Source organism: Pararhizobium sp. DWP3-4, assembly GCF_049898205.1.
Classification (GTDB): domain Bacteria; phylum Pseudomonadota; class Alphaproteobacteria; order Rhizobiales; family Rhizobiaceae; genus Pararhizobium.
This window is the reverse complement of record NZ_JAFCXF010000001.1, coordinates 902680-920081: the sequence shown is the minus strand read 5'-3', so window position 1 is coordinate 920081 and position 17402 is coordinate 902680. Positions and strand designations below refer to the sequence as shown.

The window sequence follows — 17402 nt, the reverse complement described above, 5'->3', positions numbered from 1 at the left end:
TGGGTAGTTTAAAGAGCCGGCTTGTCCGGCTCTTTTGCGTTTAAGACTGCGGATGCGTTTAGGACTGCGGATTTTCCGTAGTCTGCCGCCACCAATCGCTGCGCGGATCGGCAATTTCTATGCCCGCCACATCGGCATCCTCCAGCCAATCGGCAACGGTACGGCCGGCAATGGCAAGGTTCGGCGCAAAATCCGCCAGCGGCTTCAGGACAAAACCGCGCTCGGTCATCCGCGGATGCGGTATTTCCAGTATCTGCGAATGCTGTGTGCGATCGTCGTAGGTCAAAACGTCGATATCGATCGTGCGCGGGCCCCAGCGCTCCAGCCTCTCGCGCTTCATCTGGCGTTCGATCGACAGGCAGGCATCGAGCAGATCGTCCGGAGACAATGTCGTCCTCACGGCAGCGCAAGCATTGAAGAACCAGGCCTGATCGATTTTACCCCAGGGCGGCGTGCGATAGAGTTTTGAAACACTGACCACCGCGCAGTCCGGCCGGGTATCCAGAAGGACGAGCGCGCGCGCCATTGACGCTCTGGGGTCGCCGATATTGCCGCCGAGGCCGAGCGTCGCCAAATGCCCATCCATCTCAGGCAAAATGCTCGACCGTCACTTCGACATAGTCGAGCACACCGGGAACCGGTGCATTCGGCTTGCGGATCGATATTTTCGCCCGGCGGATTTGCGGGAAAACCGAACAGAGCGTGGTTGCCACCTCCAGCGCCAGGGCCTCGATCAGGTAACGCCGGCGCCCGGTGATGATCTTCTCGATTTCGGTGAAGGCAATGCCGTAATGCACTGTATCGTTGATCGAATCCTCGACCAGAGCCGTTCCCTGAACAACATCCAGCTCCGCATCGACGAAGAACCGCTGCCCAAGGAACTCCTCCTCGTCATGGACGCCGTGGCGCGCAAAAAAGGCGCAGTTCTTTAGGGTGATCGTGTAGATCGCTGTCATGGTCGATTTTCCTTCCCAGGCAGTCCGGTCATGTGTCTTTTTGCGGCAAGCATAGCATCCGCCACCAGAAGCGCATCCCTGTTGATTGCGACATCGTGTACCCGGAAAACAGCAGCACCGGCCACTCTAAGCAGTGCGGTCGTTGCAGCCGTGGCCGCATCCCGCTCCTGCGCCTCACGATTGGTAATGGCCCCGAGAAAGCGTTTTCGCGAGGTGCCGGCCAAAAGCGGCAGCGCGAAACCGGACAATTCTGCGAAGCGCGCCATCAACGCGACGTTTTCATCGGTATCCTTGGCAAAGCCGAAGCCCGGATCAAGCACGATCCGTTGACGCTCGACGCCGGCGGCGGCGGCAATCTGCAGAGACCGCTCGAGGAAATGATACTGATCGGCAACCACATCAGTGAGCTTCTCGCGGTCGCGGCCCGTGTGCATGATGCAAAGCCCGGCCCCGGTTGCCGCAGCGACATTGGCAAGATCAGGCTCGCGCTGCAGTCCGTGTACGTCATTGATGATATGGGCGCCTGCGGCGATCGCGCGGTTTGCGGTCTCGGCCCGGTAGGTATCCACAGAAATGATCGCATCGGTACGGCTGGCAAGTGCTGCAATCACCGGCAGCACCCGGTCCTGCTCTTGCGCGGCCGTCACCATCGCTGCCCCCGGACGGGTCGATTCTCCGCCGACATCGATGATCTCGGCGCCGTCTTCGATACAACGCAACGCCTGCGACACCGCCGCCTCGGTTTCCGCATAGCTGCCGCCGTCGGAAAACGAATCCGGCGTGACGTTGATGATCGCCATCAACCGTCCCTGCGGACCGAGCGTCAACGTCCGGCCATGTGCCAATGCCCATTCGAACGGCTGGAAAGGATCGATCATGATGGTTTCATTCCTTTTCTTGCACTGGGCCTATGACACGGCGAACCGCTCGACGGCGGAGGCACCTGCACAATTGGCAAACCGCAAATATCCGAAATACATTGGCTTTTCCGGTTTACCGGGAGCTGTTGCCTATTTGCTGTTGCGCTCCGGCTGGCTATGCCCCAAGCTCCTGGGAAGTTCAACTGCCGAGACCTGTAAACATATGCCGACTGGCCGCATTTCATTCGCCGCGCTTCTGATAGCAAGCATCGTGGCGAGCACTTTTTCGGCAGCCCATGCCGAAACTGTCGTGAACAAGAGCATCACGTATTTCTCCATCGGCGGCCGCACGGCGGAGGAGCTGGACAAGGCGCTGTCGGAAAACGGGCCGATGATGAAAAGCAGCGGCTCACGCCATCCCGGCGCCACCAAGATCAAGTTCGGCGGCACGGTAACCTATGTAAAACACGGCAACCGTTGCGCCGTCGGCAGTGCAAAGGTCACGCTCAGCACCCGGTTGATCCTGCCCCGCTGGAAAAACCGGGGCAAGGCAAACCGCGACCTTGGCCTCGTCTGGGATACGCTGTCGAGCGACATCAAGCGCCACGAGGAGCGTCATGCCGAAATCGCCCGCAACCATGCCCGCAAGCTGGAAAAGGACTTTCTGGCACTGAAACCAGAAGCGGATTGCGAGCGCATGCAGGCCCGCGTCGCGCGGCTGAGCGAAACGGCGATCCAGGACCATGATCGCGATCAGGCCCGCTTCGACAGGATGGAAGCCGCCAATTTTGACCGCCGGATGATCCGGTTGCTGCAATACCGGCTTGATACGCTGAAAAAGCGGTAAACACAGCAATCACACAGAATCGCAGCCCCAGATAATCCAAGCGGTGAATCACGTGGCTTGCGTAAAGCTTGCCGTCAACAGTATCTCATTGGTGATTTCTAGCGATACAACAACGCTGCAAGATGAGGTACTGTTAAAGCACAGAGTGAAGAACAGGCAAACAGACCGGCTTCATTCCCGCCCGGATTACTGAGTACGCCTCCACATGGATGCGCCAAATCCGGAGTATTGTTTCGCGCTTGACTGTCTCGTCCGGATTGATGTTCGACCGGCCGTAGCCATCATGCAGGTTGTGTTCTCCTGGCGTATCCTTATGCAGCAGATGTTCCCTCCCTCATCTGCATGCGATGCGCCCTCCTGGCCCCGCACGTCGATCGCGACGAGCGGGGCTTTTTTTGCCGGCGGCAATGAGATCGATGGACCTGAATCAGGCCTGACGTTCCGGAACATGAACGACGAGCCCGTCAAGGCCGTCGCTCATCTTGATCTGACAGGATAACCGCGAGGTCGGCTTCACGTCATAGGCGAAATCGAGCATGTCTTCTTCCATCGCCTCCGGTGCGCCCACCCTCGCCGACCATGCGTCATCGACGTAGACATGACAGGTGGCACAGGCACAGGCGCCGCCGCATTCGGCCTCGATGCCAGGCACCGAGTTGCGGACAGCGTTTTCCATGACTGTGGAACCAGCTTGAACCTCAAAATCGTGGCGCGTGCCGTCAAAGGCGATGATACTCAGTTTTGGCATTGTTTCTTCCGGATGCTTGGCGTTGTTTCGGCTTGCCGCAAGAACAAACGCCGCCCCGAAACAGAGGCGGCGGCGGAACGCAGCGAATTCAGCCGATTTCTTCCAACAAATCCCATCGCCAGTCAACTCGCATGGGTGTCAACTCGCATGGGTGTCCGCAAGGTCCGGCATCAACCGTGACCCTTTGTCGCCAAACGTTTCACCGGCAAAGGCCCGTGGCGATTACCGGCAGAGTTTCAGGATAAACAGTTCGGCCTCAAGCACGGCTGCACCGAGCGCCGCAAGATTGCCGGCGTCGTGCGGCGCCGCTTCGACCGCAGCCGCAGTCTCGGCCACGCTGAAAGCGCCAACGGCCAGAGCCGCACCGCGGAGCCGGTGGGCGGTCGCCAGCCGGGCGTCGGCGCTGTCGGATGACAGATCCTTCATCAACTGCCGGGTCTGGCGGGCAAACATTTGCAGCACTTCGATTTCAAGAAGCTTGTCACCCATCGTCTGCGTCGCCAGATGCACGAGATCGATAGGCCTCGACGTGGAAGAGCAAGCGCCCCCGAAATTATCGGGTGCTTCGAATGCGATCTTGAGAGCCGCCATGTGCCAATGTCCTTGTTGTGTTTTTTTCTGACGCACCGGCTCGCAACCGATCGTCCCGTTTTTTAACCGGTCCGCTCTCCCATGAAACTCCGGACTGCCCGGATTTGTCTGGAAGTGCCTGACCGGTCTACCTAATCTGTGGCTTCAAGATGGCGCCGACCGTTTGGTCCTTCGCCCTGCAGAGCCGGTATTTCAATCATCTTCAGCTCCGATTAAGCCGGAGCGGCGCTGCTATCTGATTAAAACGCGGCACAATGAGGGCAGCTTTCGCTTGGCATGGTTAACGGCCATTAAACCGCCTGATTACAAGGGTTTTTGGCCGAAACGCCTCTAATTTTCATTAAGAACTTGTTAGGATTTTAACGAATGCCGGAGGGGCTTAATTGTAAGAAACCGGTGAATGTGTCACTACGGTACGTTGAGGGATATGTTTATGTCTTTGGGTGTAAACGGTCCTGACGGAAAACTGTATTGAATGAAGCACCTACGGGTCTCAATGCGTTATCCGTCGGTGCGTGGTTGAAATGGGTGCATGTCAGGGTTCTGCGTAGATGTGATGCGCGTATCCTCATGTCACCGTCCGAGTTTCGGAGGTGTTCCCAATGCAGGCGGTGTTGCGGCGGATCCTTCCGGAAGGACAGTTTGGTAACGAGGCGTATCCGCATGGCGACAAATAAAAGCAATGAGTCGATCGACGACAAGGCATTTCAGGCGTTGGAAGACGCTCTGAAAATCGATTTTGACGAGCTTAAGTCTGCCCTCAACGACAAGACGTCCCTGGATCATCCGGAGGAAAAATTGTCCGAGCCGGCCAAACAGACGCCTGTACCCAGCCAGGCGAAGAACTCAAAAGCACAGCAGGAGCAGGCCGCCAAGGCTGCCCGCGCCGCCGAAACCCAAAGAACCCTGTCTCCCGAGCCCGCTCCCAAGGCCCCCTCGTTTGCGCCCGCAAACGACGATGGCCGCAAGACGCCGGCTGCGATCCTGCGTTCGCTGGACGTCCGCTCCAGCCGTTCGGCAATGCGCATTGCCGCCGCAGTCTCCGCCCTGTGGATCATCGGTGGCCTCGGTGTCGCCAATCTTCTTTACGGGCCGGAAATCTGGCAAATCCGCTCGCTCGCCGATCTGTCGGCCATGCCGGGCGCCATTGGCGTGGCGATCTTCATCATCCTGCCGGTGATGCTGTTCTTCTCGTTTGCCATCATGATTTCGCGCGCCCAGGAATTGCGCAGTGCCGCCCGCTCCATGGCCGAGGTCGCCTTGCGCCTCGCCGAGCCGGAAACTGCCGCCTCCGAGCGCATCATGACCGTCGGCCAGGCGGTTCGCCGCGAAGTGTCGGCGATGAACGAAGGCATTGAGCGGACCATTGCGCGTGCGACCGAGCTCGAAACGTTGGTCCATTCCGAAGTCAACGCGCTTGAGCGTAGCTATAGTGACAACGAATTGCGTGTGCGGACGCTGGTTCAGGAACTCGGCCTCGAGCGCGAATCCATCGTCGGCCATGCCGAACGCATCCGCTCGTCCATTTCCGGCGCCCATATCCAGCTCAAGGACGAATTGGCGCTTGCCGGCGACGACATTTCCAACCGTATCGCCACGTCAGGCGAAGCGTTTGCCTCGATGATCGAGACCCGCGCTGCGGCCCTGATGGAACGCTCCGATAGCGCCACCCAGACGATCGGCGCCATGCTGTCGACCCGTACCGACGCCCTGCTCTCGGGCCTGACCACCGCCGGCGTTTCGCTCAGCAACGAATTCGATACCCGCCTGGACAATCTCAGCCAGACGCTCGCAAAGCGTGGCCAGCAACTTTTGGGTCAGTTCGAGACCCGCGCCTCCTCGCTCGATGCCAATACCGAGAAGCTGAACGCAGCACTCAACGAGCGCGCCCGCCAGCTCAATGAAACGCTGATTGCCCGCACACGCGATCTCAACGAGAGCCTGAACATTGGCCAGCAGGCCATTACCGGCGGCCTGGACGACATCCTGCACACGCTGAACGCCACGCTGGACGAAAAGGGCGCCAACTTCCGCCAGAGCCTCAAGTCCAGCGCCGACGACATGATCATGGATATCGATCTGCGCACCGGCTTCTTCGATGAAAAACTGCAGACGACCGTCGGCCACCTGGCAACGGCCTTCGACAGCCGCTTCCACGAGTTTGCCACAGCCTTCGACAAGCGCGCCGGCTTGCTGGACTCCAAGCTGATGGAAAGCCTCGCCCGCATCAACCAGTCGGTCACCGGCGGCGCTGACTCCATCGGCGGCATTCTTGACGGCGGCATAGAACGCTTCGAAACCGCTCTTCAGGACCAGTCGCTGACATTGGCCACGACCCTCGGCACGACGCAGGATTTCATCGAGCAGACCATCAGCGGCAAAACCGCTGAACTCGGCGATGCGATCGGCAATGCGCATCTGCGCATTGACAGCGTCCTGCAGGAACGCTCCGGCACCCTGATGGGCGCACTCACGGAGGCGCAGGACCGGCTTGAGAACGGCTTTGCCCACCGCGCGATCTCGCTCGAAACAGCCCTTACCGAGAGCCAGCAGCGTCTTGCCGACACGCTCGACGCCCGCACCAGCGCCATCGCTGCAAGCAACCGGCAGCTTGCCGAAAACCTGGACACACACACGACCGGCTTCATCGACGGTCTGCAGGCGATCCACGGCCGCATCGAGGAGACCCTCACCAACCGCGCCGACGAGATCACCACATCGATCGCGGCCAGCCAGTTGCGTCTCGACAACACGCTTTCGGAACGAAGCGTCGAACTCTCGGGCCTGCTCGCTGCAAGCTCGGAATCCATCGACAGCGCCTTTGAAGGTACGGCCGAACGGATCGATACGATCCTGTCGCAGCGCACGGGTGCTCTTGCAAACGTGCTGTCTTCATCGACCGCAGCAATCGACGGCGCATTCGATGGAACCGCAGAGCGGATCGATACCATCCTGTCGCAGCGCACGGGCGCACTTGCAACCGTGCTGTCCTCATCGACCGCGGCAATCGACAGCGCCTTCGACGGCACTGCCGAACGTCTCGACACCATTCTGTCGGAGCGCACCGGCGCCCTTGCAAACGTCCTGTCCTCATCGACCGCTGCGATCGACGGCGCATTCGACGGCACTGCCGAACGTCTCGACACCATCCTGTCGCACCGCACCGGCGCGCTTGCCAACGTTCTGACCTCCTCTGCCGGCGCAATCGAGCAGGCGATCGGCGGCACCACCGAGCGCCTAGATAGCGTGATGTCCGAACGCAGCCGTGCGCTTGGCGACACACTTACCGCCCAAACCGCGACGCTCGACACGCTTCTCTTCGAACGCTCCGCCGAAATCGCCGGCACGATGTCTGCGCGCGCCACCGAAATGACGGAGACGCTCAGCAGCCGCACCGAGGAAATTGCCGACAGCCTGTCCTATCGCGCCAGCGCGATTGCCGAGACGATGGCCGACCGGGTCGGTGACATCGAAAAGCAGCTGTCCGGCCGCGTCGCCGAAATCGCCGATAATCTCTCCGGCCGCGTCAGCGATATTGCCGGTACGATGACCAGCACATCGGCGGAGATTGCCACCGTCCTCTCCGGCCACGCCTCCGAACTGGCCCTCGCCATGACTGGCCGTGCCGCCGATATCGAGCAGACCCTTGCCGGCCGTGCCGAGCAGCTGTCGACCTCGCTTGCATCGACGCATGACCAGATCCGGGCAACGCTCGACGACCGGATCAACGCGATCAACGTCGCGGTTGCCAGCGGAACCGACCAGCTCTCCGACGTCTTGGCGGAGCAGTCGATGTCGATTGCCACGACGCTCGCCACCAGCGCCAGCATGCTGGAAATGTCGCTGGAAGAACGCCAGGCGGAACTCGGCAGCACCATCGACAAGAGCGCGCTTGCCCTTGAGCAGCGTATGCTTGCCAGCACCAGCCACGTCGCCACCCAGCTTGGCGAAACCGCCGATCAGATCAGCCGTGCCGCCGATACCCTGACGCACCGGATGGACACGTCGCTCACCAACATCAACAGCAGCGTCGACGAGACCGGCGCCCGCATTGAGAGCAGCCTCGGCGTACTGGAAGGCCGCATCCGCGAAAGCGTCGGCGGCGTCAGCGACTTCGTCGACAATGCCGGCCAGCGGATCGCCGATACCCTGTCGGCCAAGGTGTCCGAACTGGATCAGGTCAGCGACCGTGCAGCCGCGCGCATCGCCGACAGCCTTGCCGGCCGCACCGACGAAATCCACCGTATCGGCGGCGTTGCCGCAGCACGGATCGCCGAAACGCTCTCGGCCCACACGGCTGAATTCGATCAGATCAGCACGGCTGCTGCCGCGATGATTACCGACAGCCTGGCTGGACGGACGCAAGAGATCGACCGCGTCGGCAATGCCGCCGCAGCGCGCATCGCCTCGACCCTGTCGGATCATACGGCGGAACTCGACCGTGTCAGCACCCTCGCCGCCGACCGGATCGCCGGCAGCCTGACCGGCCGCACCGAAGAGATCGACCGGATCAGTGTCGCAGCCGCAACCCGTATCTCTGACACGCTCACCACCCAGACCGCCGAACTCGACCGCGTCACTTCAGCCGCCGCCACACGGATCGAGGCCAGCATCGAAGGCGGCACAGGCCGCATCGAAGAACGCCTCGGCACCATGGACCGCGCCCTTTCGATCGGTCTCGACAATGTCAGCCGCACGATCGAGGGCAAGGCCGCTGGCCTTGTCACCAACCTGCGCGGTGCCGTCGGCGAAGCAGCCCAAGGCATCGATGCGGAAGCCCTGCGCTCTGCCGAACTGCTCGCCAAGGCCGGTGACGATTTTGCCCAGGCAATGGCTGCACGGCAGGCCGACTTCCAGTCGGCCGTTGAACAGACGGCAGCGACCGCAGCCATGCGCAGCGCCGAGCTTGCCCGTTCCGTTGGCGAAGCGTCCGATGGCGCAGCTGCCCGGATTGCCCAGACACAGTCGCGCGTCGCCGAACAGGCATCGTCGCTGAGCCAGAGCCTGACCGATGTCGAAAAGGCCCTGGAGGCCCGTGGCAACACCATCCGCACCACCCTTGACGACAGCACGCGCGAGCTCAACTCCATGCTGGCCGGCCGCTCCGCCGAGCTGACGCGCATCATCGACGAACAGGCACGCCCGATCATCGATCAGTATGCCGCAACTGGTAAGGAAGCAGCCGACCGGATCAGCGAAGTGGCACAGCAGAGCGCTGATCGCCTGCGGGCCGAAAATGCCACTCTGCTCGACAGCCTGACTGCGCGCACCGGCGAAACGCTGAATGCGATCTCGAGCCGCGCCGAAGAGACGGCCAAGGCGATGAAGATGGTCGAGAACCGTCTGCAGTCGACGGCCATGGGCCTGATCGACCAGTTGGCCGCCAGCAACCACTCGATTGCCGGCGTCATCGAACAGGCCAGCACCAATCTCGGTGCCATGGACGAGCAGCTGGAATCGACAACCGCGCGGTTCTCCGAATCCGCCACCCGTGCCTCCGACATGCTGTCCACTTCGACCCGCCTTCTCGAAGGGAAGGTCGATAAGCTCGCCGATATTTCCGGCTCCACCCTGTCGCAGATCGGCGGCATCGTCGGCCGCTTCGAGGATCATTCCAAGGTTCTCGGCCAGGCGTCCGATCTCCTCGCTGCCGCCCAGTCCAATCTGGTCAGCACGCTGGAAGAACGCCAGGACGCGCTGCGCACACTCTCCATCGGCCTCGTCAGCCGGTCCGAAGAAATCGAAAAGACCATGCATGCGCTCGAAGGCTTCGTCGATGGCGCCTTCCAGCGGGCAGAAGACCGCTCGGCCCAGGTCGCGGGCAACCTGCGCTCCGGCATCCAGTCGTCCTTCAGCGATGTCGGCCGCATTCTGAGCGAAGCCGAACAGCGCGCCGCATCGGCGGCCGACGCCATGCGCAATGCGGTGGTCAAGGCCGGCGACGAAGCCAGCATGTCGGTCGAATCGGTGTTCGTGCGGGCAGAAGAACGCTCCAACGAGATCGCCAGCAACCTGCGCGCCGGTGTCCAGTCGTCCTTCGCCAATGTCAGCAAGACCCTGTCGGAAGCCGAAGCCCGCGCCGCCTCGGCGAGCGAAGCGATGCGTGCCGCCGTCACCAAGGCCGGTGAAGACGCCAGCCTCTCCGTCGAGGGCGCCTTCGTCCGCGCCGAGGAACGCTCAAAGGAAGTCGCCTCCCGCCTGCGCGGCAGCGTCGGCGCATCGCTCTCGGACATCGATCGCCTGATGACCGAAACCAGCAAGAAATCGGATGGGGCAGCCGAACACATGGGCTCCGCCATTCGCCAGGCTGTCGAAGAGGCAGTCAGCCGCTTCAGCGGCGCCACCGACGAAATCCGCCGCTCGGCCCACGAGATCCGCAAGGAACTCGACATGACCCGCGAGGAACTGAAACGCGGCGCCTTCGACCTGCCGGAAGAGGCCAAGGAAAACGCCTCGGTCATGCGCCGTGCGGTCGCCGAACAGATCAAGGCCTTGCAGGAGCTTTCCGACATCATCGGCAAGTCGTCCGGCCAGCTCGAGATCTCCCAGCCCGTGATCCGCCAGCAGACCGCAGCCCAGCAGGCAGTCCAGCAGGCCGTAGCGCCCGCCCCGGTCCGCGCCGTCGCCCACCAGCCGGCAGTCGAACAACGCCGCCCGGAGCCCGAGACGGCCCTTCGCGGCAGCCTCGGCATCGAGCAGCCGCGTCCACTCGCCCAGCAGCCAGCCGTCCAACAGCCGGTTGGCCGCCAGCCGGAGCCGCAGGCAGCAACCCGCCAGCGTGCCGAAGAAGGCAGCGGCTGGATGCGTGACCTGCTGCGTGGTGCCTCACGCGACGAAGAGCCGGCAACTGCCGCACCGGTCCAGCAGCGTGCCGCCGAAGCACAGCCGACTCCTGCGGCCCGCAACGGCGACACCCGCAACCCGCGCCATGTGATGGAATCGCTGAATTCGCTGTCGGTCGATATCGCCCGCGCCATCGACCACGATGCTTCGGTCGATCTGTGGCGCCGTTACCAGCGCGGCGAGCGCGACGTGTTCACACGCCGCCTCTATACGCTGAAAGGCCAGCAGACCTTCGACGAGATCAAGCGCAAGTATGATCGCGAACCGGAATTCCGCACGGCCGTCGATCGCTACATCGCCGACTTCGAAAAGCTGCTCGGCGACGTCGCCCGCAACGACCGCGACAAGGTCATGACGCAGACCTACCTGACGTCGGATACCGGCAAGGTCTACACGATGCTGGCGCACGCGGCTGGACGGTTCAGCTAAGAGCTTTGAAAATGCTCTGAGACATCAAAGCCCTGCAGGAAACTGCGGGGCTTTTTTTGCGTTCGACGCCAATGAAACAGAATGCACTGAATAGCGAACACGTCATTGCCGTTGATCAGCTGGGATAAAAGCCCACATCAATACCCGTCTCTGGTGTGGCTACGCGGATCATCGATCATCTGATCGCGATAGATATCCCCCTGCCTTGCCCTGACGCGCCAAGGCCGGCCTTTCTGCAGCGGGATGTCATAAGTGGGATCGGTCCGGTCCAGGTCGGCCACGACCAGACCGGGCTCCGGTGTTGGCGCACATTGTGCCATCCACTCGCCATCCGGGCCAATGATACCGGCGGGTCCCTTGCCGGCTTTCTGTGCCGGGGTCGCCGCCCCGATCCAGAGGCAGTTCAATCCGGCATGTGCCCTCAACGCGATCTGGAAATAGGATGGGAGTCCATAGGATGAGAAAATCACGCCATCGACACCCATCCTCTCGTAATCACTGAATATCTCAGGGAATTGCGACTCGATGCAGATGGCGCAGCCAAGACGAAAACCATCGACCTCGACAATAATTGGCAGGGCTCCCGGCGTGTACCAGCCGCCGAGTTCGCTGTTGGACAGAAATCGCTTGTCATACCGCGTCAGCAAAGATCCGGAATCGGAAAGGACATAGACACTGTTGTGCGGCGGATGTCCGGCCGGTAGCCGGTGCGCTCCGCCGACCACGGCAAAAATGCCAAGCTCGCCGCAAAGCGCAGCGATAGAGCGAAGCGCAGCCTCTTGCGCAGCCCAGTCAAACCCCTCCCATTCGGCCGGGCTGCCGATCTGGAATTTCGAATAGCCAGAAAGAGCGCCCTCGCAAAAACCGACGATTCTCGCGCCTTTCTCCGCCGCATTGACGATCATGACGCGTATCGCCGCCCCATTGGCGGCAATGTCGGCCGAGACAACGGTCTGCGCCATCGCCAGTTTCATCAGCGCCCTACTTGCGTACGAATCACATCATCTCGCCGCTGAGCGGTATGGACAACGCGCAGACACAAAAAAAGGCGGCCACTTGGGCCGCCTCTTGTCGTTTGGAAGATTGAGAAAACTCAATGCTCCTTGTTGGCGTAGACCGATTTCTTCGTCAGGTAGATCAGGCCGGTGAAGATCAACAGGAAGATCATCACCATGAAGCCGGTGCGCTTGCGCGCTTCCAGATGCGGCTCGGCAGCCCACATCAGGAACGCGGAGACGTCGCGCGAATATTGCTCGACCGTCTGCGGCGAACCGTCGTCATAAGTGACCTGATCGTCGGCGATCGGCTTTGCCATAGCAAGAGCCGCAGCATTGGCGAAGTACGGGTTGTAATGCGTGCCCGGCGAAATCTCGACACCCTTCGGCGGTTCCTGGTAGCCGGTCAGCAGCGCATGAATGTAATCCGGGCCACCTTCCTGATACTGGGTGAACATGTCGAAGATGAAGGTGGGGAAGCCGCGTTCGATACCGCGCGCCTTGGCGATCAGCGAAAAGTCCGGCGGTGCCGCACCATTGTTGGCAGCAGCAGCAGCCTCGGCATTCGGGAACGGCGACGGGAAATGATCCGAAGGCACGGCCTTGCGGGTATACATCTCGCCTTCGGCATTCGGGCCGTCCTGGACTTCATAGTTGGCCGCAAAGGTCTTCACCTGGGCGGGCGAATAGCCCAGGCCTTCCAGTGTACGGAAGGACACCAGGTTCATCGAGTGGCAGGCGGAACAGACTTCGGTGTAGATTTTCAGGCCGCGCTGCAGCTGGCCCTTGTCATAGTGGCCAAACGGTCCGGCAAAGGACCATTTTTCCTGTTCCGGCTTGTGGATCGGGAAGTGCGGCGTACCGCCGCCATGCTCTTCCTCAGCGGCAGCACCCGCAGGCTTGGCTTCGCCGGTCTCTGCGGCGAACACCATGCCAGCACCAAGTCCGGCGACGACTGCGAGCGAAAGAATGCCTGTAACAAGCTTTTTCATTGTTTTGGGTCCCTTGTTCTTGTCAGACATCACGCAGCAACAGACTTTTTCGCAGCCTGCTTTTCCAGAACCGCCTCGGTAATGGAATTCGGGATGCGCTTCGGCGTCTCGATCAGGCCGAGAACCGGCATGATGACGAGGAAGAAACCGAAATAGTAGAGAGTGCCAAGCTGCGACATCACCACGTACAGGCCTTCGGCAGGGCGCGAGCCAAGCCAGCCGAGCAGGATGGCATTGACCACGAAGAGCCAGAAGAACAGCTTGTACCAGGGACGATAAACCGCTGAGCGAACCTTCGACGTATCGAGCCAGGGCAGGAAGAACAGGATGATGATCGCACCGAACATCACCAGAACGCCGCCAAGCTTGGAATCGATCGGGCCGACATTGAAGGTGATGGCGCGCAGCATCGCGTAGAACGGCAGGTAGTACCATTCAGGAACGATGTGAGCCGGTGTCTTCAGGGCGTTCGCCGGAATGTAGTTGTCCGGGTGGCCGAGGAAGTTCGGCATGTAGAACACGAACCAGGCGTAAACCAGCAGGAACACCGATACACCGAGCGCATCCTTGAGGGTGGCGAAGGGGGTAAAGGCAACCGTGTCCGTCTTGGTCTTGACCTCGACGCCGGTCGGGTTGGTCTGACCGACGACGTGCAGCGCCCAGATATGCAGGACAACGACGCCGGCGATCATGAAGGGCAGCAGGTAATGCAGCGCAAAGAAGCGGTTGAGCGTCGGATTATCGACGGCAAAGCCACCGAGCAGGAACTGCTGGATCCATTCGCCGATGAGCGGGAAGGCCGAGAAGAAGCCGGTGATAACGGTCGCACCCCAGAAGGACATCTGACCCCAGGGCAGAACGTAGCCCATGAAGCCCGCGGCCATCATCAGAAGGTAGATGACAACGCCGAGGATCCAGAGGATTTCGCGCGGAGCCTTGTAGGAGCCGTAGTAGAGACCACGGCCGATATGCAGGTAGACGGCGATGAAGAAGAACGACGCGCCGTTGGCATGCATGTAGCGCAGGAGCCAACCCTGGTTGACGTCGCGCATGATCTTCTCGACGGAATTGAAGGCGACCGTCGTTTCGGCGGCATAGTGCATGGCCAGAACGACACCGGTCAGGATCTGGATGATCAGCATGACCGACAGCATGGCGCCGAATGTGTAGGCGTAGTTCAGATTGCGCGGAACCGGATAGGAAATGAAGCTGTCATGCACGAGCCGCGGCAGCGGCAGGCGCGAATCCACCCATTTCTCGATACCGGACGTCGGCGTATAGGTTGAATGATCACCACTCATAATCAGTATTCCCCTCAACCGATCTTGATGACTGTGTCGGTAGCGAACGCAAAGGTCGGTACGGCGAGGTTCTGTGGTGCCGGGCCCTTACGAATACGGCCGGCCGTATCGTAGTGTGAGCCGTGGCACGGACAGAACCAGCCGCCAAAATCGCCAGCCTGGCCGAGCGGAACGCAACCGAGATGCGTGCAGGAGCCGATCATGACGATCCAGTTTTCTCTTTCCTTGCCGGCGGAGCGATCAAGGTCTGTCGCAGTCGCATCGGCTGGAAGGTTGGCGTTGCGCGCAACCGGGTCTTTCAGGTCGGCCAGCGCAACAGCGTTGGCTTCCTCGACTTCCTTGTCGGTACGGTTGCGGATGAACACCGGCTTGCCGCGCCATTTTACGGTCAGCGACATGCCCGGCTGCAGGCTTGCAACATCGACCTCGATCGAGGCCAGCGCCAGCGTCGAGGCATCAGGCCGCATCTGGTCGATGAATGGCCATGCCACGGCTGCTGCGCCGACTGCGCCTGCCATCCCAGTCGTCAAATACAGGAAATCGCGGCGAGTGGGCTCGCCCGAGGTTTCGCTTGATATCTCGTGTTCGCTCACGGCTAAACCATCCTCTCACGCAATGTTTTGCGGAAACCGCACTGTCCCCGGCGTCGATCCGCGCCCCGTGCTGACACTTGAGCGAAAGAACAGCGCCAAATCAATAAGCCTCTATGCACGATTCGAAGAAAACTTTCGCTCTCCCGCGTCATACATCAAAACCGGGCGAACCCCACACGTATCAGAAACGGCAGATTCCCCGGCATTCCGGCGCGTTCTATGCTTGATCGCTGGGGATGTCTAGCCTTGAGCGCAAGAGGTGAGCCACAATGTCGCGGGAAAACCGAAGCCAATGTTCGCAAACCGATTTTTGCCGTCCGGCGCGGTCAAAACAAGGCTTTTCCACGCCCGTGGATAGCGGCTTGGTGCGCTATTCGGCCGCAGCTTCGCGGGCGAGAAATCCACCCGACTGGCGCAGCCAGAGATCAGCATAAAGGCCGCCGGCTGATATCAGCTGGTCATGGGTGCCATCTTCGACGATCCGGCCCTGGTCCATGACGATCAGACGGTCGAGCGCTGCGATGGTGGACAGCCGGTGTGCGATGGCAAGCACGGTTTTTCCTCGCATCAGCCTATCGAGATTGGATTGGATGGCAGCCTCGACTTCCGAATCGAGCGCCGAGGTCGCCTCGTCGAGCACGAGGATCGGCGCATCCTTCAGCATCACCCGCGCGATCGCCACCCGCTGGCGCTGTCCGCCGGACAGCTTGACGCCGCGCTCGCCGACATGGGCGTCAAACCCCTTGCGTCCGCGCTGATCCTGCAGGTTCTCGATGAAATCCAGCGCCTCGGCTTTTTCCGCCGCTTCGCGCAGGCCGTCTTCATCCGCATCCGGCCGGCCAAACAGGATGTTGTCGCGAATCGACCGGTGCAGCAACGATGTATCCTGGCTGACGACGCCGATCTGCATGCGCAGCGATTCCTGGCGCACCGTCGAAATGTCCTGCCCATCGATCAGAATGCGGCCGGCTTCAAGGTCGTAGAAGCGCAACAGCAGATTGACGAGCGTCGTCTTGCCCGCGCCTGACCGGCCGACAATGCCGATTTTTTCACCCGGCCTGACCACAAGAGACAGATTGTCGATGACGCCCTGCCCCTTGCCGTAATGGAAATGGATATTGTCAAAACGGATCGCCGGGCTGTTGACGACGAGGCTCGGTGCATTCGGCTGGTCGACAAGCTGCACCGGCTGCGAAATCATCTCGGCGGCATTCTGGATCGTGCCGATATTGCGCATGATGCCGTTGAACTGCACCATCATCCGGCTCAAGAGAAAATTCAGCCGCAGGATCAGGGCCATGGTGAACGCGACCGCCCCTGAGCTGATCGCCCCTGAAAGCCAGAGATTGACGCTGAGCCCCGCCATGGTGACGATCATGATCCCCGACAGAAACGCCATCGACGCCCGCACGCCGGTGATGAACCGGGTGAAGCGGATGATGCTGTCCTGGAAGATATCGAAACCCTGCCGCATGTAGCGGTCGTTTTCCTCGTCGCGGGCAAACAGCTTGAGCGTCTGCATATTGCTGTAGGCATCGACCATGCGGCCGCTGAGCATCGACGACGCTTCCGCAGTTTCCCTCGAATGCTTGCGGATGCGCGGAACGAAATAACGTGCCAGGAAGGCAAAGCCGATCAGCCAGAGAAGAACGACAACGGCAAGCGACAGATCGAGTTGACCGACCAGCACCAGCGTCGAGACCGAGTAGATGCCGACGAACCATACGCTTTCCATCAGCGAGGTCACGACATCGCCGACCGCCTGCCCGCCCGACCAGACCTTGGTGACGATGCGGCCGGAAAAATCGTTCTGGAAGAAAGACAAAGACTGTCGCGAGACATGCAGGTAGGATTGCCAGCGCACCAGATTGTAAAAGCCGGGTGTGATCACCTGCTGATCGACCAGCGCCATCACCAGCGACACGACAAAGCGGACGACGCCGATCAGGACGAGCATGCCGAACAGTTCGGCGCCGTGGTCTGCAAGTAGCCCGCTCCAGCCGTCGCTTGGCTTGACCGTGGCAAGAATATCGACGATGCGGCCGACGAACCAGAACAGCGTCGCCTCGATCGCCGCCGTCAGGCCGCCGAGAACAAGCATGGCGATGAACGGCGCCTTGGCCTGCCTGATATAAAACCAAACGTAGGGGATCAGCCGCTCAGGTGGCTGCAAGCCGTCGCGAGCAGCGAAAGGCTGGATCCAGTTTTCGAAAAAAGCGAACAGGGCGCGCAAAAGCATATGTCCGA

The 17402-nt window shown here is 60.9% G+C and carries 12 protein-coding genes; 2 read left to right on the top strand and 10 right to left on the bottom strand.

All coding sequences use genetic code 11. The annotated features are described in order from the left end of the window. Nucleotides 1-58 precede the first annotated feature (58 nt). The 3 genes from folK to folP are packed head-to-tail and all read right to left on the bottom strand — an operon-like array spanning nucleotide 59 to nucleotide 1834. Entirely contained in the window at nucleotides 59-586 is a 528-nt protein-coding gene (folK, locus tag ACP7E6_RS04325) for a 2-amino-4-hydroxy-6-hydroxymethyldihydropteridine diphosphokinase (protein ID WP_426228210.1), read from the bottom strand. A gap of 1 nt (nucleotide 587) precedes the next feature. After that, on the bottom strand, nucleotides 588-956 hold the full coding sequence (folB, locus tag ACP7E6_RS04320) for a dihydroneopterin aldolase (RefSeq protein ID WP_113318221.1): 369 nt from the start codon (nucleotides 954-956) through the stop codon (nucleotides 588-590). After that, nucleotides 953-1834, bottom strand: a complete 882-nt coding sequence (gene folP / locus ACP7E6_RS04315; protein ID WP_426228208.1) for a dihydropteroate synthase — start codon at nucleotides 1832-1834, stop codon at nucleotides 953-955. Before folP ends, folB begins: the two co-directional genes overlap by 4 nt. A gap of 205 nt (nucleotides 1835-2039) precedes the next feature. On the opposite strand from folP, the gene ACP7E6_RS04310 reads away from it, so the two are divergent. Next, the gene (locus tag ACP7E6_RS04310; RefSeq protein ID WP_426228552.1) at nucleotides 2040-2663 is read left to right on the top strand and encodes a DUF922 domain-containing Zn-dependent protease; all 624 of its coding nucleotides are present in this window, start codon (nucleotides 2040-2042) and stop codon (nucleotides 2661-2663) included. Nucleotides 2664-3090: 427 nt separating this feature from the next. On the opposite strand, the gene ACP7E6_RS04305 is transcribed toward ACP7E6_RS04310, so the two are convergent. Both ACP7E6_RS04305 and ACP7E6_RS04300 read right to left on the bottom strand, forming a co-directional pair. Next, the gene (locus ACP7E6_RS04305; RefSeq protein WP_426228206.1) at nucleotides 3091-3411 is read right to left on the bottom strand and encodes a 2Fe-2S iron-sulfur cluster-binding protein; all 321 of its coding nucleotides are present in this window, start codon (nucleotides 3409-3411) and stop codon (nucleotides 3091-3093) included. A gap of 222 nt (nucleotides 3412-3633) precedes the next feature. Next, nucleotides 3634-4002, bottom strand: coding sequence for an Hpt domain-containing protein (locus tag ACP7E6_RS04300; RefSeq protein WP_426228204.1), 369 nt, complete (start codon nucleotides 4000-4002; stop codon nucleotides 3634-3636). Nucleotides 4003-4665: 663 nt separating this feature from the next. Between ACP7E6_RS04300 and ACP7E6_RS04295 the strand changes: the two genes are divergently transcribed. Beyond that, nucleotides 4666-11274: a kinesin gene (locus ACP7E6_RS04295; RefSeq protein WP_426228202.1), complete on the top strand. Its 6609-nt coding sequence runs from the start codon at nucleotides 4666-4668 to the stop codon at nucleotides 11272-11274. A gap of 137 nt (nucleotides 11275-11411) precedes the next feature. Here ACP7E6_RS04295 and ACP7E6_RS04290 read toward each other — a convergent pair whose 3' ends face one another. The 5 genes from ACP7E6_RS04290 to ACP7E6_RS04270 all read right to left on the bottom strand — a co-directional run bounded on the left by ACP7E6_RS04290 (nucleotide 11412) and on the right by ACP7E6_RS04270 (nucleotide 17394). Beyond that, nucleotides 11412-12236 carry a carbon-nitrogen hydrolase family protein gene (locus ACP7E6_RS04290; protein WP_426228200.1) on the bottom strand — a complete coding sequence of 275 codons (825 nt, stop codon included), beginning with the start codon at nucleotides 12234-12236 and terminating at the stop codon, nucleotides 11412-11414. Nucleotides 12237-12367: 131 nt separating this feature from the next. Then, nucleotides 12368-13261, bottom strand: a complete 894-nt coding sequence (locus ACP7E6_RS04285) for a cytochrome c1 (protein ID WP_426228198.1) — start codon at nucleotides 13259-13261, stop codon at nucleotides 12368-12370. Nucleotides 13262-13290: 29 nt separating this feature from the next. Then, nucleotides 13291-14562, bottom strand: coding sequence for a cytochrome b (locus ACP7E6_RS04280; RefSeq protein WP_426228196.1), 1272 nt, complete (start codon nucleotides 14560-14562; stop codon nucleotides 13291-13293). Between the two features lie 14 nt (nucleotides 14563-14576). Next, on the bottom strand, nucleotides 14577-15155 hold the full coding sequence (gene petA / locus ACP7E6_RS04275) for a ubiquinol-cytochrome c reductase iron-sulfur subunit (protein WP_426228194.1): 579 nt from the start codon (nucleotides 15153-15155) through the stop codon (nucleotides 14577-14579). Nucleotides 15156-15525: 370 nt separating this feature from the next. After that, a complete protein-coding gene (locus ACP7E6_RS04270; protein ID WP_426228192.1) occupies nucleotides 15526-17394 on the bottom strand; it encodes an ABC transporter ATP-binding protein in 1869 nt (622 codons plus the stop codon). Nucleotides 17395-17402 lie beyond the last annotated feature (8 nt).